At 66.8% G+C, this 21,160-nt stretch carries 20 protein-coding genes and 4 tRNA genes; 12 read left to right on the plus strand and 12 right to left on the minus strand.

The window, feature by feature from the left end; genetic code table 11:
• Positions 1–5: 5 nt before the first annotated feature.
• The 4 genes from IU450_RS18450 to IU450_RS18465 all read right to left on the minus strand — a co-directional run bounded on the left by IU450_RS18450 (position 6) and on the right by IU450_RS18465 (position 2,892).
• Positions 6–839: a sulfurtransferase gene (locus IU450_RS18450; protein ID WP_043686604.1), complete on the minus strand. Its 834-nt coding sequence runs from the start codon at positions 837–839 to the stop codon at positions 6–8.
• Between the two features lie 29 nt (positions 840–868).
• The gene (locus IU450_RS18455; protein WP_195150974.1) at positions 869–1,363 is read right to left on the minus strand and encodes a DUF4395 domain-containing protein; all 495 of its coding nucleotides are present in this window, start codon (positions 1,361–1,363) and stop codon (positions 869–871) included.
• A gap of 288 nt (positions 1,364–1,651) precedes the next feature.
• Entirely contained in the window at positions 1,652–2,095 is a 444-nt protein-coding gene (locus IU450_RS18460) for a thioredoxin family protein (RefSeq protein ID WP_195150975.1), read from the minus strand.
• Positions 2,092–2,892 (minus strand): LmeA family phospholipid-binding protein, encoded by an 801-nt coding sequence (locus tag IU450_RS18465; protein ID WP_195150976.1) that lies wholly within the window; start codon positions 2,890–2,892, stop codon positions 2,092–2,094. Before IU450_RS18465 ends, IU450_RS18460 begins: the two co-directional genes overlap by 4 nt.
• Positions 2,893–3,185: 293 nt before the next feature.
• Here IU450_RS18465 and IU450_RS18470 point away from each other — a divergent pair, with 293 nt between their 5' ends.
• From IU450_RS18470 to pstB, 6 genes are all read left to right on the plus strand, one after another.
• Positions 3,186–3,950, plus strand: a complete 765-nt coding sequence (locus tag IU450_RS18470; RefSeq protein WP_195150977.1) for a winged helix-turn-helix transcriptional regulator — start codon at positions 3,186–3,188, stop codon at positions 3,948–3,950.
• A gap of 132 nt (positions 3,951–4,082) precedes the next feature.
• Positions 4,083–5,003 (plus strand): mycothiol synthase, encoded by a 921-nt coding sequence (mshD, locus tag IU450_RS18475; RefSeq protein WP_195150978.1) that lies wholly within the window; start codon positions 4,083–4,085, stop codon positions 5,001–5,003.
• 242 nt (positions 5,004–5,245) lie between these two features.
• Positions 5,246–6,358 carry a phosphate ABC transporter substrate-binding protein PstS gene (pstS, locus tag IU450_RS18480; protein WP_195150979.1) on the plus strand — a complete coding sequence of 371 codons (1,113 nt, stop codon included), beginning with the start codon at positions 5,246–5,248 and terminating at the stop codon, positions 6,356–6,358.
• 91 nt (positions 6,359–6,449) lie between these two features.
• A complete protein-coding gene (gene pstC, locus IU450_RS18485; RefSeq protein ID WP_195150980.1) occupies positions 6,450–7,421 on the plus strand; it encodes a phosphate ABC transporter permease subunit PstC in 972 nt (323 codons plus the stop codon).
• Positions 7,421–8,323: a phosphate ABC transporter permease PstA gene (pstA, locus tag IU450_RS18490; protein ID WP_195150981.1), complete on the plus strand. Its 903-nt coding sequence runs from the start codon at positions 7,421–7,423 to the stop codon at positions 8,321–8,323. Before pstC ends, pstA begins: the two co-directional genes overlap by 1 nt.
• A 21-nt stretch (positions 8,324–8,344) precedes the next feature.
• Positions 8,345–9,121 (plus strand): phosphate ABC transporter ATP-binding protein PstB, encoded by a 777-nt coding sequence (pstB, locus tag IU450_RS18495; RefSeq protein WP_195044385.1) that lies wholly within the window; start codon positions 8,345–8,347, stop codon positions 9,119–9,121.
• A gap of 101 nt (positions 9,122–9,222) precedes the next feature.
• Here the strand turns inward: pstB and IU450_RS18500 are convergent, their stop codons facing one another.
• The 8 genes from IU450_RS18500 to IU450_RS18535 form a co-directional block, all read right to left on the minus strand.
• Positions 9,223–10,806 carry a hypothetical protein gene (locus IU450_RS18500; RefSeq protein WP_195150982.1) on the minus strand — a complete coding sequence of 528 codons (1,584 nt, stop codon included), beginning with the start codon at positions 10,804–10,806 and terminating at the stop codon, positions 9,223–9,225.
• Complete coding sequence (locus IU450_RS18505) at positions 10,803–11,096, minus strand: type VII secretion target (RefSeq protein WP_195150983.1); 294 nt, start codon at positions 11,094–11,096, stop codon at positions 10,803–10,805. Before IU450_RS18505 ends, IU450_RS18500 begins: the two co-directional genes overlap by 4 nt.
• Before the next feature lie 119 nt (positions 11,097–11,215).
• Positions 11,216–11,878, minus strand: a complete 663-nt coding sequence (phoU, locus tag IU450_RS18510) for a phosphate signaling complex protein PhoU (protein WP_195150984.1) — start codon at positions 11,876–11,878, stop codon at positions 11,216–11,218.
• 216 nt (positions 11,879–12,094) lie between these two features.
• Entirely contained in the window at positions 12,095–12,322 is a 228-nt protein-coding gene (locus IU450_RS18515) for a hypothetical protein (protein WP_195150985.1), read from the minus strand.
• A 140-nt stretch (positions 12,323–12,462) separates the two neighbouring features.
• The gene (locus tag IU450_RS18520) at positions 12,463–14,793 is read right to left on the minus strand and encodes an LCP family protein (RefSeq protein WP_195150986.1); all 2,331 of its coding nucleotides are present in this window, start codon (positions 14,791–14,793) and stop codon (positions 12,463–12,465) included.
• A 161-nt stretch (positions 14,794–14,954) separates the two neighbouring features.
• On the minus strand, positions 14,955–16,097 hold the full coding sequence (gene dusB / locus IU450_RS18525; protein WP_195151092.1) for a tRNA dihydrouridine synthase DusB: 1,143 nt from the start codon (positions 16,095–16,097) through the stop codon (positions 14,955–14,957).
• Positions 16,098–16,252: 155 nt separating this feature from the next.
• Complete coding sequence (locus tag IU450_RS18530) at positions 16,253–17,224, minus strand: acyl-ACP desaturase (RefSeq protein ID WP_043686648.1); 972 nt, start codon at positions 17,222–17,224, stop codon at positions 16,253–16,255.
• Positions 17,225–17,987: 763 nt separating this feature from the next.
• A tRNA-Lys gene (locus IU450_RS18535) sits at positions 17,988–18,060 on the minus strand.
• Positions 18,061–18,916: 856 nt separating this feature from the next.
• Between IU450_RS18535 and IU450_RS18540 the strand changes: the two genes are divergently transcribed.
• The 6 genes from IU450_RS18540 to IU450_RS18565 all read left to right on the plus strand — a co-directional run bounded on the left by IU450_RS18540 (position 18,917) and on the right by IU450_RS18565 (position 21,143).
• Positions 18,917–19,582, plus strand: coding sequence for a TetR/AcrR family transcriptional regulator (locus IU450_RS18540; protein ID WP_043686652.1), 666 nt, complete (start codon positions 18,917–18,919; stop codon positions 19,580–19,582).
• A gap of 94 nt (positions 19,583–19,676) precedes the next feature.
• Positions 19,677–19,749: transfer RNA gene (locus tag IU450_RS18545), tRNA-Glu, on the plus strand.
• A 29-nt stretch (positions 19,750–19,778) separates the two neighbouring features.
• A tRNA-Asp gene (locus IU450_RS18550) sits at positions 19,779–19,852 on the plus strand.
• A 58-nt stretch (positions 19,853–19,910) separates the two neighbouring features.
• Positions 19,911–19,984: transfer RNA gene (locus IU450_RS18555), tRNA-Phe, on the plus strand.
• A gap of 213 nt (positions 19,985–20,197) precedes the next feature.
• Positions 20,198–20,875, plus strand: coding sequence for a GAP family protein (locus tag IU450_RS18560; RefSeq protein ID WP_195150987.1), 678 nt, complete (start codon positions 20,198–20,200; stop codon positions 20,873–20,875).
• Between the two features lie 85 nt (positions 20,876–20,960).
• Positions 20,961–21,143 carry a hypothetical protein gene (locus tag IU450_RS18565; protein ID WP_159925130.1) on the plus strand — a complete coding sequence of 61 codons (183 nt, stop codon included), beginning with the start codon at positions 20,961–20,963 and terminating at the stop codon, positions 21,141–21,143.
• Positions 21,144–21,160 lie beyond the last annotated feature (17 nt).

Below are 21,160 nucleotides of genomic sequence, written 5' to 3' on the forward strand. Positions count from 1 at the left end.
GTCGATTACTCTCCCAACTCGATCGGAGCGCCGACGAGGGAGCCGTACTCGGTCCAGCTCCCGTCGTAGTTCTTGACGTTCTGGTGGCCGAGCAGTTCCTGCAGCACGAACCAGGTGTGCGAGGAGCGCTCGCCGATGCGGCAGTACGCGATGGTCTCCTTCTCGCCGTCCAGGCCGGCTTCCTTGTAGATCTCGGTCAGCTCGGCGTCGGACCTGAAGGTGCCGTCCTCGTTCGCGGCCTTGCTCCACGGCACGTTGATGGCGCCGGGGATGTGGCCCGGACGCTGGCTCTGCTCCTGCGGCAGGTGGGCGGGCGCCAGGATCTTGCCGGTGAACTCGTCAGGCGAACGCACGTCGACCAGGTTCTTCGTGCCGATGGCCGCGATGACCTCGTCGCGGAAGGCACGGATGGACAGGTCCGGCGCCGAGGCCTTGTACTGGGTGGCGGGGCGGTTCACCGGCTCGGTGGACAGCGGACGGCCGTCCAGCTCCCACTTCTTGCGGCCACCGTCGAGCAGCTTGACGTTGTTGTGGCCGTACAGCTTGAAGTACCAGTAGGCGTACGCGGCGAACCAGTTGTTGTTGCCGCCGTACAGGATGACCTCGTCGTCGTTCGAGATGCCGCGAGCCGAGAGCAGATCGGAGAACTGCTCCTGGTTCACGAAGTCGCGACGAACCTGATCCTGCAGGTCCTTCTTCCAGTCGAGCCGGACGGCACCCTCGATGTGACCACCGTCGTAGGCGGAGGTGTCCTCGTCGACCTCGACGAAGACGACGCCGGGGGCGTTGAGGTTCTCTTCGGCCCAGTCAACGGAGACCAGGACATCGGAGCGAGCCATTGTTTTCCTTTCAGAGATGACGTGCAGGGTCAGTTCGATGCCGGTGACGGGCTCCGGCGGAGGCGGGCTGCCAGCGGATAGATCCGGCAACCCAGGCAGATCCCGAACGCCGCGTTCAGGAACGCCGCGAACAGGGCGAAGCCGGCGAATACCGCGCCGACGACTGTGGAGCCGAGCGCGAAGCCCAGCAGGCTGACGGCCGCGAAGACGAAACCGAGCAGCTGCGCGAATCGCAGCGGAGCCGTCGGCTCGGTCTCACTGGCCGGTGCGATACGCGGCGCGACGAAGGCCGCGTAAATCCGCCCGTACGGATGGCGGCGCGGGCCGAGGGCGGCGCCGAGCGCGAAGACGACCGCCTGCAGGGCGATCAGAACCGCCGCGGCGACCGGCGAGAGCGCGGCGGCGATCAGGACGAGAACGAGCACGCCGGTGGTCACCCAGGCGACGAAGCGTGGACCGCGTACGTCGACCTGGTCGGTGGAAGAAGGGAGGGTTCCGGAACTGTTACGGGTCTCGGTGGACATTGTGCGTACTCCTGCGCTGAATTAGTCCGATGACTGAAGATTTGCCAATTCGCCGGGGGATCGTGAGATCACTCGCGCGGCGGACAGAGGTCGGCGTCAGGAAATCCGGGGAAGCCGACCGATCAGCGGCACAGGCAGCAACAACCACCGAGCCGACACAGATCCACTGTGCGGCGTCGGGTGAGCATCAGCTCGTGGTTGGAAAGCACGCCAAGCAGTTTACCCAATTCGGCGGGAGAATTGGACCCGGGGTGGATCACATCCGTCCAGGGGCCTTGTCGTCGCAGCTCAGGCCGCTGCGGTGAGCGGCTCGAGCGCGGAGTGCAGATCCGAGTCCTTCGGCACGCCGGAGATCCGGAACCGTTCCCTGCCCTCGGTGTCGAAGACGAACGTGGTGGGCAGCGAGAGCACGTTCAACTCCCGTGCGAGCGCGGGCTCGGCATCGATGTCCACCTCGATGTCCTGCGGCGGCTGCGGTGATTCCGCGAGCTGCCCTGTGACATTGGCAACTACTCGGCGAACCGCGGCGCACGGCCCACACCACTCGGCGGAGAAATGCAGCACCGCGGGACCGGCGCCGGTCACGCCGACGGCTGCCAGCAGTTCGGCGCGGGCCGACTCGGACACGTCGATGCCCGCGCCCGCGCGGACCTTGCCGTCATGCCTGCGCAGCAGAATGCCCACCGCCAAAGCGACGAGCAGTGCAACTGCCAGGATGGTGATCTGGATCATGGTCGCTGCAATCGGTCGAGGTCGATCGTGACGTTCACGCCCTTGCCCTCCACGACGATCTGACCGCCCTGGGCGGAGACCTTGGTGGGCCGGACACCGAACGGCAACTCCTTGGTGTCGATGGTACGGGTGAACCGGGCGAGCACCGCTGGGCGATCGGCCTCGGTGATCACCGCCACAGGCATGGTCTCGGTGCCGGGGCCCCCGCGATAGAAGCCGGTCGCCACGATCTTCACCTGGTCGCCGTCGAGCAGCAGATCGGCTTGCACACTGACCTTCTCACCGCCGTACTGCGCGCCGGGGGTCTCCGGCAGGGTGCCGGTGAGCACCAGTGCGCCGGTGGTGGTCATGCCGGAGCCGCCCGATCCGCCGGTCCCGTCGGACTTGTCCGCGGGCCGCGAATGCACCTGCAGATCGGGAATGGTGAACAACCGGCCCAGCTCGGTGGGCTCCACGCGCAACCTGCTGTCCACCCGCTCCACGGGGACGGCGCGCAGGCTGCCGTCGACCAGCTCGCCGACCGGCAACCGGACCCCGGTCAGCGTCGCCTCCAGCGCGGTCTCGCCGGGAATGTCCGCGCGCTTGGCGCGCGCCCTGATCTCCACGCGGTCGTAGCGGCTGTCCCACGCCTGGCCGAAGAACGGGAAACCGTGAATCGTCACCTCGGGATCGGCGGTGAGATCGGCGCCTTCGCGCAGCGCTCGGGACACGCGGTACTCCGAATAGGCAGCGGTGCTGAAGTCGGCGACGACGGCGAACCCCGCCAGACACAGCAGGCCGATGATCAGCTTGCGCATGCTCCCCCGTCCCTCCGGGCCTCCGGCCGCGGCGGTCGGGAGCCGCGCGGCGCACGTCCAGGTGCCGCGCCGGGCGCCCGGCTGATGGCGGGCCTGCCCGATACGTAACCCATGTAGGCACCATATCGGTTGGCTCGAGCCGGGCTCCCGGGTGTCCGCGAGTGGGGCTGCGGACCCGGAATGCGTGGTCATGCCTTGTTACGCGCTAATCTTGCATCCGATTACCTGTGATTAGCGACGCGGCCGCGGCGGTGCTGCCGTATCCGCGTGGCTACGAGATGGGAGGAGGGCCTGTGGAGCTGCTCCTGCTTACCTCCGACCCCAACCCCGAGTCGGTGTTGCCCTCGCTGGCGTTGCTGGCCCACAACGTGCGGCCCGCGCCAACCGAGGTGGCCTCACTGCTCGAGGCAGGCACCGCGGACGTCGCCTTGGTGGACGCGCGGACCGATCTGGCCGCCGCGCGCGGCCTGTGCCGCCTGCTGGGCAGCACCGGGTCCTCCGTTCCGGTCGTCGCGGTGCTCACCGAGGGGGGCCTGGTCGCGGTGAACGCCGACTGGGGACTCGACGACATCCTGCTGCCCGGCACCGGCCCCGCCGAACTCGACGCCAGGCTGCGGCTGCTGGTCGGGCGCAACGGCGGCGTGGCCAGCCCGGAGAACACCGGGAAGATCACTCTCGGCGAGCTGGTGATCGACGAGGGCACCTACACGGCGCGGTTGCGCGGCCGCCCGCTCGACCTCACCTACAAGGAGTTCGAGCTGCTGAAGTACCTCGCGCAGCACGCGGGCCGGGTGTTCACCCGCGCTCAGCTGCTGCAGGAGGTGTGGGGCTACGACTTCTTCGGCGGCACCCGCACCGTCGACGTGCACGTACGGCGGTTGCGCGCCAAACTCGGCAGCGAGTACGAGTCGCTGATCGGCACCGTGCGCAATGTCGGTTACAAGGCCGTGCGCCCGTCGCGCGCGGCCGCCAAGGGTGAGCCGGTGAACTTTCCGGACGACGACAACGAGGGCACCGACGACTCCCCGCTCACGCCGGTCAACGGCTCCGTACAGTGATTTCCCGCGGGTGACGGCCGCAATTCCGGTAGGACGGGCATCGTTCTCCGCCGCGGCCGAAATGCCGCATGCGCCCGCGGTGTTGCCAGAAGCGGGCCCGGTGGGGTCCGCCGGCTCGACGAACGGAGGCCGATGAGCGGCGCGACGACACAGTGGACCGACCGTCCCGACGCGGACACGGCGCAGGCGATCACCGATCTGCTGGCGCGGGCCGCCGCGGCCGACGGAGTCGCCCCGATCTCCGAACAAGCGGTGCTCTCGCTGACCGCGGCCGACGGCGCCGGAGCGCGCCATCTGGTCGCGCGGCGCGACGGCGTGATCGCCGGTTACGCGAATCTGGCTCCGGCCCATGGCGAACACCCCGCGATGGCCGAGGTGGCGGTCGACCCGTCCCAGCGCGGCCATGGGGTAGGGACCGATCTGGTGACGGCCGCCCTGGCCGCGGGAGGCCCTGGCGCGCGGGTCTGGGCGCACGGTGACCGGCCTGCGGCCAAAGCCGTCGCGGCACGGCTCGGGTTGCGAACGGCGCGCGAGTTGTGGCAGATGCGGCGGTCTCTGGCAACCCCTGAGCTACCGGAATTGGCGGTACCCGAGGACATCACGGTGCGCACCTATGCCGGTCCCGCCGATGACGCTGAATTGTTACGGGTGAACGGCGCGGCCTTCGCCTGGCATCCCGAACAGGGTGGCTGGACCGAGCGTGACATCGAGGTCCGCCGGGCCGAGTCGTGGTTCGATCCGGCGGGCCTTTTCCTGGCGTTCGACCCCGCCGTCCCCGACCGGCTGCTCGGATTTCACTGGACCAAAGTGCATTACGCGGAGGATCCGTCGCTCGGCGAGGTCTACGTGGTCGGCATCGACCCCGCTGCGCAGGGGCGTGGCCTCGGTCGTCTGCTCACCCTGGCCGGTCTGCGCCACCTGCGCGATCGCGGATTGACCGAGGTGTTGCTCTACACCGAGGCGGACAACGTCGCCGCGGTGCGCACTTATACCCGTCTCGGCTTCGCGCCCGCACACGTCGACGTCGCCTACGCCACGGCCGAGACTGAATAGCAAGCGGCAGACCGGGTATCGTGGAGTAAAACTAGGGCAAACGTCACATTTACCGGGTGCAATCGCGCCGGGCTGTTCACTCTCCGTTCACTCAGGTCGGTCCAACTGTCAACCACGTGACCTTAGGTTGTGTGAGGGCAGCACACTGCTGCCTGGTGCGCAAGTTCCCCGCGAACAGCACCACAACACCCGTCCAGGCCGGTGAGGGACTGGACGAGTAGGACGCGATTCCGGAGGAATAAGTGAATTTCAAGCGCAGCAGCGCCCTGGTCGGTGTGCTCGCCGTCGGCGCGATGACGCTCGCCGCCTGTGGCAGCGACGACAACACCTCTTCCGACACGGGCAACGTGGCCAAGGTCGACGTGGCGTGCGGCGGCAAGGAGGCCCTCAAGGCCAGTGGCTCCTCGGCGCAGAAGAACGCGATGGAGCGATTCATCGCCGCCTACGAGAAGAACTGCGACGGCGCCACCCTGAACTACACCTCCAGCGGCTCGGGCGCCGGTGTGAGCGAATTCATCGGCGCACAGACCGATTTCGGCGGCTCCGACTCGCCGCTGAGCTCGAAGAAGGACGAGCCGAAGAAGGCCGCCGACCGCTGCGCCTCGCCGGCGTGGAACCTGCCCACCGTGTTCGGCCCGGTCGCGGTCACCTACAACATCGACGGCGTGACCGACCTCGCGCTGGACGGCCCGACCGCCGCCAAGATCTTCAACGGCGCCGTGACCACTTGGGACGCTCCCGAGATCAAGGCGCTGAACCCGAACGCCAAGCTGCCGTCCGAGCCGATCGCGGTGATCTTCCGCAGCGACGAGTCGGGCACCACGGACAACTTCCAGCTCTACCTGGACGCCGCCTCCGACGGCGCCTGGGGCAAGGGTGCGGGCAAGGCCTTCAACGGTGGCGTCGGCGCGGGCTCGAAGGGCAACGAGGGCACCTCGGCCGCGGTGAAGAGCACCAAGAACGCGATCACCTACAACGAGTGGTCCTTCGCGAAGGCGCAGAACCTGTCGATCGCACGCATCATCACCTCGGCGAGCAAGGACCCGGTGACGCTGAGCGTCGAGTCGGCGGGTAAGGCGATCGAGTCGGCGAAGATCTCCGGCCAGGGCAACGACCTGGTCATCGACACCTCCTCCTTCTACAAGCCCGCGGCGGCGGGGGCATACCCGATCGTCATGCCGACCTACGAGATCGTGTGCTCGAAGTACGCCGACGCTGCCACGGCCAAAGCGGTGAAGGCCTTCCTCACCTCGGCGGTCACCAACGGCCAGCAGGGCTTGGACGAGGCCGGGTACGTCCCGATCCCGGAGCAGTTCAAGACCAAGCTGACCACCGCCATCAACGCCATCTCCTGATAGCAGCCCCCACATGACCGTGCACGACGAAGTTGCCGCCGCTGGTCAGTCGGATTCGACCGACCAGCGAGCAGGCGGAGATACTGCGCTCATGCCGAGCAAGCCGAGCAACGAACCGGCCGCCAAGAGCGGCCGCCCGCACAGCCCGCGAGCGGAGATCATCTTCCGTTCGCTGGCGACGGCGGCGGGAGCGATCATCGTCGCGGCTATCGCGCTGATCGCACTGTTCCTGCTGATCCGAGCGGTGCCGTCGGTGCTGGCGAACGAGGCGAACTTCTTCACCAGTACCGACTTCAACACCTCGGACGCCAACCACCTCAGGTTCGGCATCCGGGATCTGTTCATGGTGACGGTGCTGAGTTCGATCTTCGCTCTGATGCTCGCCGTTCCGATCGGCATCGGCATCGCGCTGTTTCTGACGCACTACGCGCCGAAGACGCTGGCGCGGCCGTTCTCGGTGATCGTCGATCTACTCGCCGCGGTGCCTTCGATCGTGTTCGGTCTGTGGGGAATCCTGGTGCTGGCTCCGCAATTGGAGCCGATCCAGAACTTCCTGAACGACAACCTCGGATGGCTGTTCCTGTTCTCGAACGGCAACATCCCGCTGGCCAGCGGCGGCACGATCTTCACCGCGGGCGTCGTGCTCGCGGTGATGATCCTGCCGATCATCACCTCGGTCAGCCGTGAGGTGTTCAACCTCACTCCCCGCGCGCACATCGAGGCGGCGCAGGCGCTCGGCGCGACGAAATGGGAAGTCGTGCGTATGACGGTGCTGCCGTACGGCCGCAGCGGCATGATCGCCGGCGCCATGCTCGGTCTCGGACGCGCGCTCGGCGAGACGATCGCCGTGCTCATCGTGCTGAAGACGGCCGCTCAGCCGGGACAGTGGTCGGTGTTCGACGGCGGCTACACCTTCGCCTCGAAAATCGCCTCGGCCGCGGCGGAATTCAGTGATCCGCTGCCGACCGGCGCGTACATCGCGGCAGGCTTCGTGCTGTTCGCGCTGACCTTCGTCGTGAATGCGCTGGCTCGACTCGCCGCAGGCGGAAGGGTGAACGGGTGATGACCTCCTCGACTCTGGACCGGCCGATCAAGCCGCCCACCTTCCGGGATGTGAGCCTGTCGCGCAAGGTGCGCAACAACCTCGCGACCGGCTTGGTCTGGCTGGCGTTCGGCATCGCGCTCGTGCCGCTGGCCTGGGTGCTGCTCATGGTGATCACCAAGGGTTTCAGCGCCGTGGTCCGGGCGGCCTGGTGGCAGAACTCGCTCAAGGGCGTGCTGCCCAATCAGGTCGCGGGCGGCGTCTACCACGCCATCTACGGCACCATCGTGCAGTCGCTGGTCGCGACGGTGATCGCCGTGCCGCTGGGCATCATGGCCGCGGTGTATCTGGTCGAGTACGGCCGCGGCGTGCTGGCCAAGACCACGACCTTCATGGTCGACATCCTGGCGGGCGTGCCGTCGATCGTCGCGGCGCTGTTCATCTTCGCGCTGTGGATCGCGACGCTCGGCTTCCCGCAGAGTTCGCTCGCGGTGTCGCTGGCCTTGGTGTTGTTGATGTTGCCGGTCGTCGTCCGCAGCACCGAGGAAATGCTCAAACTGGTGCCCGACGAGCTACGCGAAGCGTCCTACGCGCTCGGCATCCCGAAGTGGAAGACCATCCTTCGGATCGTGGTGCCGACCGCGCTGCCCGGCATGATCAGCGGCATCCTGCTGGCCATCGCCAGGGTGATGGGTGAGACCGCTCCCGTGCTGGTGCTGGTCGGCTACAGCAAGTCGATCAACACGAACATCTTCGACGGCAATATGGCGTCGCTGCCGCTGCTGATCTACCAGGAGCTGGCCAACCCCGAAGCTGCCGGACGCGAGCGGGTCTGGGGCGCGGCTTTGACCCTCATCATCATCATCGCCTTCCTGTACCTGGCGGCTGCGGTCCTCAACCGGCTGCTCACCCGGAACCGATAGAAGCGGAACGGATTACCGAAAATGGCCAAGCGGATCGACGTCAAAGATCTGAACATCTACTACGGCAAGTTCCATGCCGTGTCCGATGTCTCGCTGACCGTGCTGCCGCGCAGCGTGACCGCCTTCATCGGTCCGTCGGGCTGTGGCAAGTCCACCGTGCTGCGTTCGCTCAACCGCATGCACGAGGTAACCCCGAACGCCAGGGTCGAGGGCGCGGTGCTGCTGGACGGCGAGGACATCTACGGCACCCAGGTCGACCCGGTGGGCGTGCGCCGCACCATCGGCATGGTGTTCCAGCGGCCGAACCCGTTCCCCACCATGTCCATCAAGGACAACGTGGTCGCGGGTCTGAAGCTGCAGGGCGTGCGCAACAAGAGGGAACTCGACGAGGTCGCCGAGCGCTCGCTGCGCGGCGCGAACCTGTGGAACGAGGTGAAGGACCGCCTGGACAAGCCGGGCGGCGGCCTCTCCGGCGGTCAGCAGCAGCGTCTGTGCATCGCCCGCGCCATCGCCGTGTCGCCCGACGTACTGCTGATGGACGAGCCCTGTTCGGCACTGGACCCGATCTCCACCCTGGCGATCGAGGACCTGATCACCGAGCTGAAGAAGGAATTCACCATCGTCATCGTCACGCACAACATGCAGCAGGCCGCGCGTGTGAGTGACCAGACCGGTTTCTTCAACCTGGAGGCCCAGGGTAAGCCGGGCAAGCTGATCGAGATCGACGACACCGAGAAGATCTTCTCCAACCCGTCGCAGAAGGCCACGGAGGACTACATCTCCGGCCGCTTCGGCTGATCTCCGCGTCGACCGCTTTCCACAAGCGGCTGAGCGATACGAAGGCCCTGGGTAGCGATTCGCTGCCCAGGGCCTTCGCCGCTCTTCGGGATAAGGCTCCGCTATTCGTTGACGTGCGGAGTCTCGAACAGCGGCGTCGGCGTTGCTTGCACTCGACGTGTGTGCTCCGAATCCGACTGCCTGCTTGCCCCCGGTGCGCCCAGCAGACCGGTGCTCGCCGGAGCGGTCGACGGGGAATTGGTCGCGGGAGTACTGGGACCGGTGGAGTCGGTGCCGGAGTAGCTCGCCGTCGAGACGGAGGCTGGTTTGGATTCCGCGGGCTGCGCGGAATTCGGTTTGTCGGCTTTGCTGTTATCGGTGCCTGCCGAGTTGTCCGTCTTCGATTTGTCGGCCTTGCTCTCGTCGGTTTTCGCCGAATTGTCCGCCGCCGAATTGTCCGCCTTCGAATCGGTGGCTTTCGGGTTCGGATCGGTGGCGGGTTGCCCTGTCGTGGGATCGGTGCCCGGCTGGGCAGGCGTCGGCGTTTCGGTCTTGGCCGGGTCGCCGGTAGAAGGCGCAGCTGCGGGCGTGCCATCCGCCGCACGATCGGTGCTGGTGATCACCGTGTCAGCCGCATTCGCGAACTTCTCCGCGGCCGTACCGGCGGAGTCGATGAGGCCCTTGCCCGCCTCGCCGCCCGCTTTGATGATGTCGGCGAAATTGTCGTCGAGCTTGCTGACGGATTCGATCAGCGTGGGTACATTTCCGGTGATCCCGCTCACCGCGGTGATCAAACTCGTCACATCCGACGGCTTCCACGAATTCGGATCGCTGGCCGCGCCGGTGGAAGCGGGTGACTGTGCGGGTTGGTCCGTCTTGCTCTTGTCCGCGCCGTCACCGGTTTTACTGTCGTCCTTCTTCCCGGATTGATCGGCTCCGTCTTGCTTCCCCGACTGATCGGCTCCGTCCTGTTTCCCGGACTGATCGGCTCCGTCTTTACTCGCGGGTTGCTGGTCCGCGATCGGGCTCGCTTGCGGCGTGCCCGCAGGCGTGGTGGAAGGATCCTGATCGTTCTGCTCGGATCGACTCGCGGGCTCGTCGGTGGTGTCGGAGGGTTGGCTGTACACCGCAAGGATCGGATCGCCCTCCGGCGTCTGCCCGCTGTCGAGCGGGTCGCCGTCGCCGAGCTGCTCACTACGGGCACGGACGTCCCCGCCGGCCGTTTCGATCTTGGCGGCGATGTCCGATTGGGTGCCGAGCAGCTCGTTCAGGGCGGTGGTGATGGCGGTCTGATGCGAGTACTGCGAATCGCCGTCCTCGTCCGAGCCGCCCGGCCCCGCAGTGACCTGCCAGTCCTCGGAGACGGTGAATCCGGCCGCTACGGCCTGGTCGACCTTGTCCAGCAACGCCTGGCGGAAACCTGCCAGGCTGGTCCCGCTGTCGATCAACGTCTGCGCGAGTTCCTCGGTATCGAGCGCCACCTTGTTCGCCGCGTCGCGATCGCCGGCTATCCGGTCGTAAGCCGCGTAATAGGCGTCGCCGCTCCAATGTGCACCCGCGGCTCGGATCTGCGTCACCGTCTCATCGATCAGCGTGACGAATTCACCGTTGCGGGTGCGTATTTCCGTCCCGGCTTCGCTCAATTTCCACGGCTGCCATTCCGACCGCACCTGGCTCAGGGTGGGCGTCGCGTTCGTAGTCCTCACAGGTGCGCGCCCATCGCGTCGAGTCCGTCGCGAAACTCCTGGTCGGACACCTCGTAATTCGCGGCGCCGCCTTTCGCGATGTTCGAGACACGCTTGCAGCGCATGGCCATTCGCTGCCAGGCATCTTCGACGTTCGCACCTGCCGTCGAGCACACTTCGCTCAGCGCCGAACCCGACAGCGCGCCACCGAGCGCGTCTGTGGTGGCGCGTACCGTCAAAGCGCCGATTTCGCCGCCGATTTTGTCCATCGACGCGGCTAGTGCGCGCAGTTCTGCTGGATCGACGTTCATAACGCCCCCCTTCATACCGGATCCCCTCCGGCGTAACGCTATACCAGAGCAATCCCGCCCCGTGCGGCTCAATCTATCATTTGCCGCCCGCGAAACGTCAAGCCCAGCAACCCTTTCGGTTACGCCTCCGCATCCGGGTCAGGGGGGAGGACGCCGGTCACCAGGAAGATGACCCGGCGGCCGATCTCGACCGCGTGATCGGCGAAGCGCTCGTAGTAGCGGCCGAGCAGCGTGACGTCGACCGCGGCGGCCACGCCGTACTTCCAGTCCCGGTCCATGAGCAACGTGAAGAGGTGGCGGTGCAGATCGTCCATCGCCTCGTCGTCCTCGTTCAGCTGCGCGGCACGCTCGGGGTCGCGGGTCTCGAGCACCTCGCGGGCGCCGGAACCCATGTTCACCGCGATGCGACCCATCTCGGCGAAGTAGCCGTTGACGGCCTCGGGTAGCGCGTGGTTCGGATGGCGTCGGCGGGCGACCTTGGCCACGTGCAGTGCGAGCGCTCCCATACGGTTCACGTCGCCGACGATCTGGATGGTGCTGACCACCTGCCGCAAATCGCCGGCCACCGGCGCCTGCAGCGCGAGCAAAGCGAAGGCCTTCTCCTCGGCGTCCTGGATCAGCTCGGCGATCCGGTCGGACTCACTGATCACCTGCTCCGCCAGGGCGAGGTCCGCTTGGAGCAGCGACTGGGTAGCCCGCTCCATGGCCGAGCCGGCCAGGCCGGCCATCTCACCCAGCAGGTGGGCGAGTTCGGCCATTTGCTCGTTGTAGATGACACGCATAAAAGCTGACACTAGTTCGCCGCGCTGACCAAGTCACGAACACCGAGTGAATGGCCGGTGTGCACCGTTAGCGTGCCGGTTGCCGCTGGGGGACAAATGGCCGGGTTCACAGCCGCAGCAACCTACTCTTGACCTACGGCGGGGTGACCGGAGTCACCCGGATGAACTCCGATGGTGACCGAGCGAGCGCTCGGTCACCACCGGAGTTCGGGCGAACTAGCCGTAGATGTAGAACCGCCAGGCGTCGCCGCCGAATGTACTGCCGTTGGGGATGAACTCACATTTGCCGCTCACGCGGCTTCCCTGCTTGATGTACCACGCCCGGGTCTTCTCGCATTCTCGTTCCGTGGAGAACTGCTGCGTCCCGACTGCTTGAGCATGACCTGCGAACAATGCCAGGGCGGCCGCCGCTGCGGTTGCCCCGAGGATCAATTTGCGTACCACTGAAAAATCCCTCCCTTGGTGATCACCTACAAAAGCGACCATAGCAGAGGGCCGATGAGATCCGAACCGAAAAGTGCTGTGATCAAACGTGATTCGATGTGGATCAGTCGGGGCGGCTGGAAGGTTCGGCGTGTGGTCGCCTATTTGCAGATCTCGTCGGCTGCGTTGACGTGTTCCAGATCCGAGGGCAGTTCGACCGGCTTCGAGTCCGTCGGGGTGCTCGTCACAACGTTGGTGATCTCGTCGCCGACCGGGGTCGGGGTTTTCACGGTGACGCCGTTCGCCGAATCGGTTCCGATGACGACTTCGACGATGCCGCCGAGATCGTCGGCGGCCTCGATGGTCGCGCCGGGGATCGCCGTTGCCACGGTGGCGGCTTCGGCTTCCAGGCCCGCGGCGTAGCGCACCTTCGTCGTCGCGGATTTGCCGTTGGCGTAATTATCGGCGTTGTAGATCGTGAAGCCCTGGTTGCCGAGCTTGGTAGCGGCCGTGCGCGCCAGGCCTTCCAATCCGGAGCCGTTGGAGACCAGCAGCGAAACAGTGGAGGGATCCACCGCCGTGTACTTCGACGGCGTCGGTGCGGCGGGAGCGGGGGCGGGTGCGTCGTCATGGACGGACGGCTTCTCGCCCGGCAGCGGCTGGTCGTCGCGGATCGCCTTGAAGATCGCCTTGATGTCGGATTCGCGGGGAATCTCGTTGCCGTAGGAGGTGGTGCCCGCGGTCGGGACGGTGAGGAAGGTGACCGTGCCCGCGTCGAGATTCTGCAGCGAGCGGCCCAGCCTCAGCAGGTCCTCGGGCCTGGTCTTTTCGTCGACCAAGGTGTGCTCGGTGAACTCTTTGATGAAACCGTTCAGTTTGCCCAGATCGAAGAGCACCTTGCTCGCCAGGGCACCGCGCAGCAGCGAAGCGAGGAAGCGCTGCTGTCGGTTGATGCGGTCGTAGTCGCTGCGCTCCTCACCGTGGACGTGCCTGGCCCGCACGTAGTTCAGAGCGGTCTCGCCGGTGATGCGCTGCTTGCCCGGCCGCTCGAGGATGGTGCCGAGTACATCGTCGACCAGCGGTTTGGTCGCGCAGACCTCGACGCCATCGATCTTGTCGACCATTGTCTCGAAGCCGGCGAAGTCGATGGCGATGAAGTGATTGATCGACGCGCCGGTCAGGCGCTGGATCGTGGAGACGAGGCACATCGGGCCGCCGAGGTTGTAGACGGCATTGAGCTTGTCGCCGATGGCGGAGGGGAACTTTTCCTTGGTGTAGGACTTGTTGCCGTCCCATCCGTTGCACTGCGGTCTGGTCACGTCCAGGTCGCGGGGGAAGGACATGATGACGACCCGACTCCGGTCCTTGGGGAGGTGCACGAGCATGGTGGTGTCCGCGCGGGACCCTTCGGCGTCGTCCAGAGTGCCCGCACCGAGCTTGCCGTTGGCGCCTGCGCGGGTGTCGGTGCCGACGAGCAGATAGTTCTCGTCGCCGAGCTGGGCGTTGGAATCGATGACGTCTTCGGAGTTCTCGTCGAGCGCGGAGACCTGGGTGAAGTTGTTGGTGGTCGACTGCATGTAGCTCCAGCCGCCGCCGGTGGTCAGCAGAACGAGGACGGCGCACACGGTCATCCCGGCCCGCCCTGTGGCTCGCAGCCGCTTGTTGCGGCGCTCCCGGGAGGCTTCCAGCCGGGTCTGCGCGGGGCTACCGACGGCCTTCGGCTTGGCGTCCTTGCCCTCCTTGGTCGGCCAGCCCACCCCCTTGCGCTTGGCGCGCGTCTGCTCTTCGAGCGGCGGAAGGACGTCGGTGACCTCTTCCGCCTGCTCCGGCTCCGGACGCGCTACCGGTGCGGCGGCCGACGGCCGCTCGGCGGTGCGGCGGCTCGCGGCGCGGGCGGCTGGTGTGGCGCCTGTGATGTCCTGGACCACCGGTGAGCTGCCGGTCTGGCGTAGCGGCGGGGCGTCGGGTGCGCGCCGGGGACCTGCCGCGGCGCCGCGGCCGTTGGCCGGCTCCGGGGCACGGTTTGCGGCCGGGTCGCCAGGGCGCCGGGGAGCTTCCTGCCGTGGCTCGGCGCGGTTGCCCCGTTGTGGTGGTTGGCCTGCCTGCGGCGGTCCCGGCTCCGGCCGGCGCGCCCGGTTCGGCGGGGCGCCCGCACCCGGCGGCACGGGCTCGGCACGGCGTCCTCTGCCCGGCGCGGCGGCGGGGTCGGGCGGGGCGGGTTCGCCGCGGCGTCCTCGGCCCGGCGCGGCGCCCGGATCCGGTGGCGGGGGATCGGCGCGTCGGCTTCGCCGGCCGCTGCGTTCGTTGTCGACCCGCTGGACGAGATCCTGGACCGTCAGGGGCGCGGAACCCTGGTCGGGAGTGGCGTCGGTATGGCGGGAACGGCGAGACGTGCGTGCGGCGTCTTCTTCGGGGTAGTCCTCCGCAGGATACCGCTCCCACGGGGCGCGACCTCCGGGCCGTGGCGTACGCCCGTGCCGATCGTCACCCACCAACGAACCTCGCTTTTCGTCTTGCTTTCCGCCTCGGTCGAACCGGATCGGCGGCACCGATCCCGCAATGATAACGATTCCGCCACAGCAGGCCACCCCACGGCGAAATCGAACAGGTCACAGCAGTGTTCGGCGCTGTCGTTCGCTATACGGTTGCCCGATCACCCGCCGCTGTGCATCACATCGGCGGCCTGCGGCACCGCTGGATCGTCCGGGTCGTCGAGCCACCCGTGCGGCAGCGCGACCTTGCCCGGTGAGCCCTGGCGACCGCGCGGGCCCTCCGCGTCCTTCGGGAAGGGCGCGGTCGGATCGAGCTGTCCGACAAGGTCTTCCAGCTGAGCGAGGCTACCCACGGTGGCGAACGCGCGCCGCAGGTCCGCGCCCACCGGGAAGCCCATCAGATACCAGGCCATGTGCTTTCGCAGATCACGCATGGCCTTGTCCTCGCCGAGATGCTCGGCCAGCAACGCGCCGTGCCGGTACAGCACCGCGCCGACCCGGCCCAGATCGGGAGCGGCGGGCAGCGGCTCGCCGCGCAGGGCCGCCTGCAACTCGGCGAACAGCCACGGCCTGCCCAGGCAACCGCGACCGACGACGACGCCGTCGCAGCCGGTCTCGTCCATCATGCGGACCGCGTCGTCGGCGGAGAAGATGTCGCCGTTGCCGAGGACCGGGATCGAGGTGACGGTCTCCTTCAGCCGGGCGATCGCGGTCCAGTCGGCCTGGCCGGAGTAACGCTGCGCGGCCGTACGCGCGTGCAGCGCGACCGCACGGGCGCCCTCGGCTTCCGCGATGCGCCCCGCGTCCAGATAGGTGAGATGGTCGTCATCGATGCCGATGCGGAACTTCACGGTGACCGGCACGCCCGCAGGTTCCGCCGCGCTCACCATGGCGCGCACGATGCGCCGGAACAGCGTCCGCTTGTACGGCAGGGCGGCGCCGCCGCCGAGGCGGGTGACCTTGGGGACGGGGCAACCGAGATTCAGGTCGATGTGGTCGGCCCAGCCCTCGCCGACGATGATCCGCACCGCTTCGCCGAGGGTGGCCGGGTCCACGCCGTAGAGCTGCATCGAGCGCGGATGCTCGTCGGCGTCGAAGGCCATCATGTGCAGCGTCTTCTCGTTGCGCTCGACCACCGCGCGGGCGGTGATCATCTCGCAGACGTAGATCGAGGTCGGGCTGCCGAATTCCCGGCACAACTTGCGGAACGCCAGGTTCGTGATGCCCGCCATCGGCGCGAGCACGACCGGCGGATCGACCGGATACGGCCCGATCCGCAGCTCGGCCGTCGCCTCGGTAGTCATCGTCACGCCGACCAGTGTCTCATTTCCGCACGTGAGTCGGCCGGAGCGGGTCGTTCGCCCAGCAGGCATGTCGCCATGTGGTCGCTACACCGATCCGTTCATACCGCGCCGCCGCCCGTGTTCCGGACGGCGGCGGTGCGCTGTAGCCGCAGCGGTCAGCCTACGGAGCTGCCCGCCATCTGGCGGTCGCGCTTGGCGGCTTCGCGAGCGAGCATCCGGTCGCGCTGATCCTCGAACTTGATGACGTCCTTGGCCAGCTTGTCCAGGAACAGGCCGAGCCGCTCGCGGACTGCTTCGCCACGGGCGGTGAAGTCGGTGCGCTCGAAGACGTTCCACTTCTTCAGCACCGGCTGGACGACCTCTTCCAGGTGCTGGCGCAGGTCGTAGATGCCGTGCTTGGCCATCAGCACGCCGTTGCGGCGGAAGTTGGGCATGCCCGCGCCGGGCATCTGGAAGTTCTCCAGGATCAGGGTGATCGCCTCGATGGCCTGGTCGGGAGCCAGGTCGAGGGCGGCGCCGCACATATTGCGGTAGAAGATCATGTGCAGGTTCTCGTCGGCGGCGACGCGCTGAAGCATGCGGTCGGCGATCGGGTCGTCACAGACCTTGCCGGTGTTGCGGTGGCTGACGCGCGTGGCGAGTTCCTGGAAGGTGACGTACGCGACGGAATGCAGGAACCCGGCATCGGCTTCGGCAGGGGAGGCGAAGCCGTTGGTCATGTGGACCATGCGGGCCTCTTCGAGGGCGACCGGGTCGACGCCGCGGGTGACGACCAGGTAGTCGCGCATGACGATGCCGTGGCGGTTCTCCTCGGCGGTCCAGCGGCCCACCCAGGTCCCCCATGCGCCGTCCTGAGAGAAGTTCTCGGCGATTTCCCGGTGGTAGGAGGGGAGGTTGTCCTCGGTGAGCAGGTTCGTGATCATGGCCGCCTTCGCGACCTCATTGAGCCGAGACTGCTCCGGGTCCCAATCCACCCCGCCGAGTGCCGCGAAATTGCGGCCGTCGTCCCACGGGACGTAGTCGTGCGGATGCCATTCCTTTGCCATGGAGAGGTGCCGGTTGACGTTTTCTTCGGCAACCGGCTCCAACTCCGTCAGAAGCTCGAGTTGAGTCAGATCCCTTGCCATGTATGAACCCTTCAGTGTGTGCTTCCGGTCGTGCAGGTCATCCCAAGGTAGACCGATACTGATGCGGCCATACCTTACGGCACCGTAGGTGTGATGCGAAACGCATCCGTTAGACGATCGATGCCCTGGTGATCCACCTCATACGACGCCTTCGCCGTTCGGTGATCTACCCGAGTGTATGGGTTCTACCCGTGGCGAGGGGACTATCGACGCGGGGTGCGAAGCGTTAGCAGAACGTGCTGGGCTGCACAATCCCCGCTCGCGAGGCGGCATGCGGCGATCGACCGGCGCTGGAGCGTGTCGGAGCGCCGAGCTCGAGCCACGCTGACGGAGTTTCGTTCGGCGACTCGCCGATGTGACCTGGCGACGGTGGTTCGGGGTTCCGCTCGGACCGGGTCACGGGGAGAGTGCGACGGCATCGGGAGTCCGTTTTCGTCGCGCTCCCTCGATCGACATCCGCCCCCGCGGGGCGTTTTGTGCCCTTCCTCACAATCCGACCGGTGTCCACTCTGGTGCTCGCCCATTCGGGCCTATGGCGCTGCCGTCGCGACTCGGCCGGAATCCGTCGGCAAAGGCGCCGTGTCCCGGCTGGCGCACATCACGGCAGGCCTCTATATCCACCTTCGCTGAGCCCGAGCACAATGAAACGGAGCGCCGAACAGCTTGCCCGCCGACTGGCGGCACGTCCACGCCGGTATCGCCACGCTCGAGAACTCGGGGAAACAGAACGGGCGCCCGGAGTGACCCGGGCGCCCGACGCGTGTGCCCCCAGTAGGGCTCGAACCTACGACCTGCGGATTAAAAGTCCGTAGCTCTACCAACTGAGCTATAGGGGCGCGCGGAGGAACAGTGTAGTGCGAGCGGCGGCCGATGCCCCAATCGGGGGAGTTCGTGTCGGCGGGAGGGATGGATGGGTGGTGTCGGCGTGGCGGCCCGGGTGCGTCGCGTGGCGGCGCGGGGGAAGGTAACACGGTGCGCGCAGGGGTCGATGCAGGCGGTAAACATTTGGTACCCAGCTTTGTTCATTTCAGCCCGATCTGGATATCATTCAAACATGTTGGCTGACAATGAGTTTGGATTTGCAGGGGGTGAACGGCCCGAGCCGGGGAAGGCTCGTGGGATGGGTTGGCGGGCGAGGCGTGAGCGGCGGCCGGATGTCCGGCCTGCCGATCGGCTCGGGTGAACGATGCTGGGCTGCTGGTGAATTCATACACTCGCGGGATGAGCCGGATGGGTTGCCAAAGATTTGCCGTAACAGAAAACGGAATCGGATGGCTACCTGACTCGTCAGTTTGCCGCGTGTCGGATCGGGATTCCGGGTACGGTGACGCCTTGGTGAATTCCGAAAGAATCGCCGACTCGGTCGGCGCCGCGGAATTCGGATTGTCGTTGCTGTATCCGAAGGGGTCGCGGTCGGTCCGGCCGGCCACGGCTCGGCGGAACTCGATGCCGCAGGAGGAGGCACGTTCGAGACGAAGAAATGCCCGGATGCGCACCCCCTGCGGCGCACCCGGGCAGGCAAACTATACCAGCTGGTGTGTTTCAGGTTTTTCCCGAGTTTTCGTACCGAAGGTTTGAAATCGCTCGAAAACCGGGTTTGAAGTATTGATAAAACTAATGAATTCGCGCCGAGGGTCCGTTCCTTTGGGGGTGGCTGATTGGCGGCGAGTAGGCTTCGGAGGCGTTTCGAGCATGGCACGGCAGCAAGAGCGGGCCCGCCGGACACGGGCGGCGATTATCAGGTCCGCCGCCGTTGAGTTCGGGAAGAGCGGCTATGCCGCTGCATCGCTCAACCGCATACTGGAAGGGTCGCGTGCCACCAAGGGCGCCATGTACTTCCATTTCGACTCGAAGGAAGACCTGGCACGCGCGGTGCTGGAGACCGCGGTGGAGCGCTACCGCGCCTCCGCCGAGCGCTGGCTGGCCCGAACGGATCTCAGCCCGCTGGACATCCTGCACGGCGTGGTCGACGAGATCGCGCTACGGCTGGAGCACGACATCATCGTGCAGGCCGAGTACCGCCTGATCATCGAACCGGACTTCTACCGTGACGTGCAGGCGGGTGGCGGCCGCATCCTGGGCCGCACCACCAGGGTGCTCACCGTCCGCGCCATCGACCACGGGCAGCTGCGCGCGAACGCGGACCCCGACCGGTTCACGCGCACGCTCGCCGCCGCGCTGGCCGGTCAGCGGTACATGGTGGACCTGCTCGGCGGCCAGGTCGATCTGCGGGCGCGGTTCGAGGAGGCGCTCGAGGTCGTGGTCGAGGCGATGGCCACCGGGGAATGGCTGGAGAAGTTCCGCAGCGACGGCTGGCGCGCGCAGGCTCGTTTGGAGGAGCTCGGTTTGAGCCTCTGACCAGCCGGTTTGGGATTCGAGTCCGGTCTGTCATAAGCTATCCCAGCTCCCAACGGACAGCCGTTGAAAGCCGGTCCGGAGAAATCCGGGACGAGCCCCCTTCGTCTAGCGGCCTAGGACGCCGCCCTTTCAAGGCGGTAGCGCGGGTTCGAATCCCGTAGGGGGTACGATCTTCGGATCGTTGGTAGCAGAGCATGGCCCTGTGGCGCAGTTGGTTAGCGCGCCGCCCTGTCACGGCGGAGGTCGCGGGTTCGAGTCCCGTCAGGGTCGCAAGTAAGCGCCGGAGATATCCGGCGTTTCGCGTATGGCATTCACTTCGGGTGCCTGCGGCCAGGTAGCTCAGTTGGTACGAGCGTCCGCCTGAAAAGCGGAAGGTCGCCGGTTCGATCCCGGCCCTGGCCACTCCACTCATAGACGGCCCATGCTCACGCAGAGCGTGGGCCGTTTCTCGTTTCGTCATGTTTTGGGGTGTTACCCCACGCCCCGCCCGGCGGGCCGCGCCCTGGGATCGTGGCCGCGGTCGGCGGGTGGATGTGGCGAATCCCATAGTCGTGCAGAGTGGTTCGCGACTGGGTGCGCGGCCGGTTCGCGGGCCGCGGGTAGGCTGACGCGGCCATGTCGACCCTTCTCCTCGCGCTCGCGGGGTTCGCCTTCCTCGACTCGCTCGACCTGCTGCTGATCGGCGTCACCACGGCTGTGGTCTACGACAGCAGGTTGAGCCGCCGCTCGCCGCTGGTGGGTGGTCTGAGCCTGCTGGCGGGCGTCTTCGCCGTCACCACCGCCTTCGGAATCTGCACGATCCTGGGGATCGGTTTCGTGACCGAACTGATCGACTTCCGGATCACTCCGGCGGTGCGGTACTGGGGCGAACTGGCCGCCGGGGTGGTGCTGATCGCTCTCGCGAGCATTCGGATGACCGGAACTGCGGCCCCGCGGCGCGCGCCCACATTGCGCCGCCGACCATGGATGCTCGCAGGCATCGGCGTGGCGATCGGTATCGCTCAGGCGCCGACGGCGGTCCCGTATCTCGCCGGACTCGCGATGATCTCCGCGCGAAATCCGCTACCGACGTTCTGGCCGCTGATCGTGGTCGCCTATTGCGCGCTCGCATTGCTGCCGCCGTTGGTGATACTCGCCCTCGCGATGCGGCGCACGACCGGCGCGCGACGGATGTATCGAAACATTGTTCGCATTATCACCACACACGGCCCGACTTCGGTCCGCATACTCTTTGCGATCTTCGGCGCGGCTCTCCTATGCGACGCGCTCGTTCATTACCGCAGCCTTTGGTAGGCCGCGGTGAATTGCGTTCGCCGGAGCGCCGCATCGGCGCTGGGAAAGAGGGTTGAACGGCGGTGTTCGGTGGGATGCTGGAGGTATGGCTGAGCGCTGGTATTACTGCTTGAAGCACAATCGGGCCGAGCAAGGGCGGCAGTGCTGGTTCCGCGACCGGATGGGACCGTACCCGGACAAGGCGACGGCGGAGCGGGCGCTCGAGATCGCACATGCGCGCAACGAGCGGGAAGATGCCCGTGACCGAGCCTGGCGGGACGGGGACTGAAACAGTAGGGGGCGGCC

The sequence above is a fragment of the Nocardia abscessus genome (genome assembly GCF_015477775.1).
Classification (GTDB): Bacteria; Actinomycetota; Actinomycetes; order Mycobacteriales; family Mycobacteriaceae; genus Nocardia; species Nocardia abscessus_A.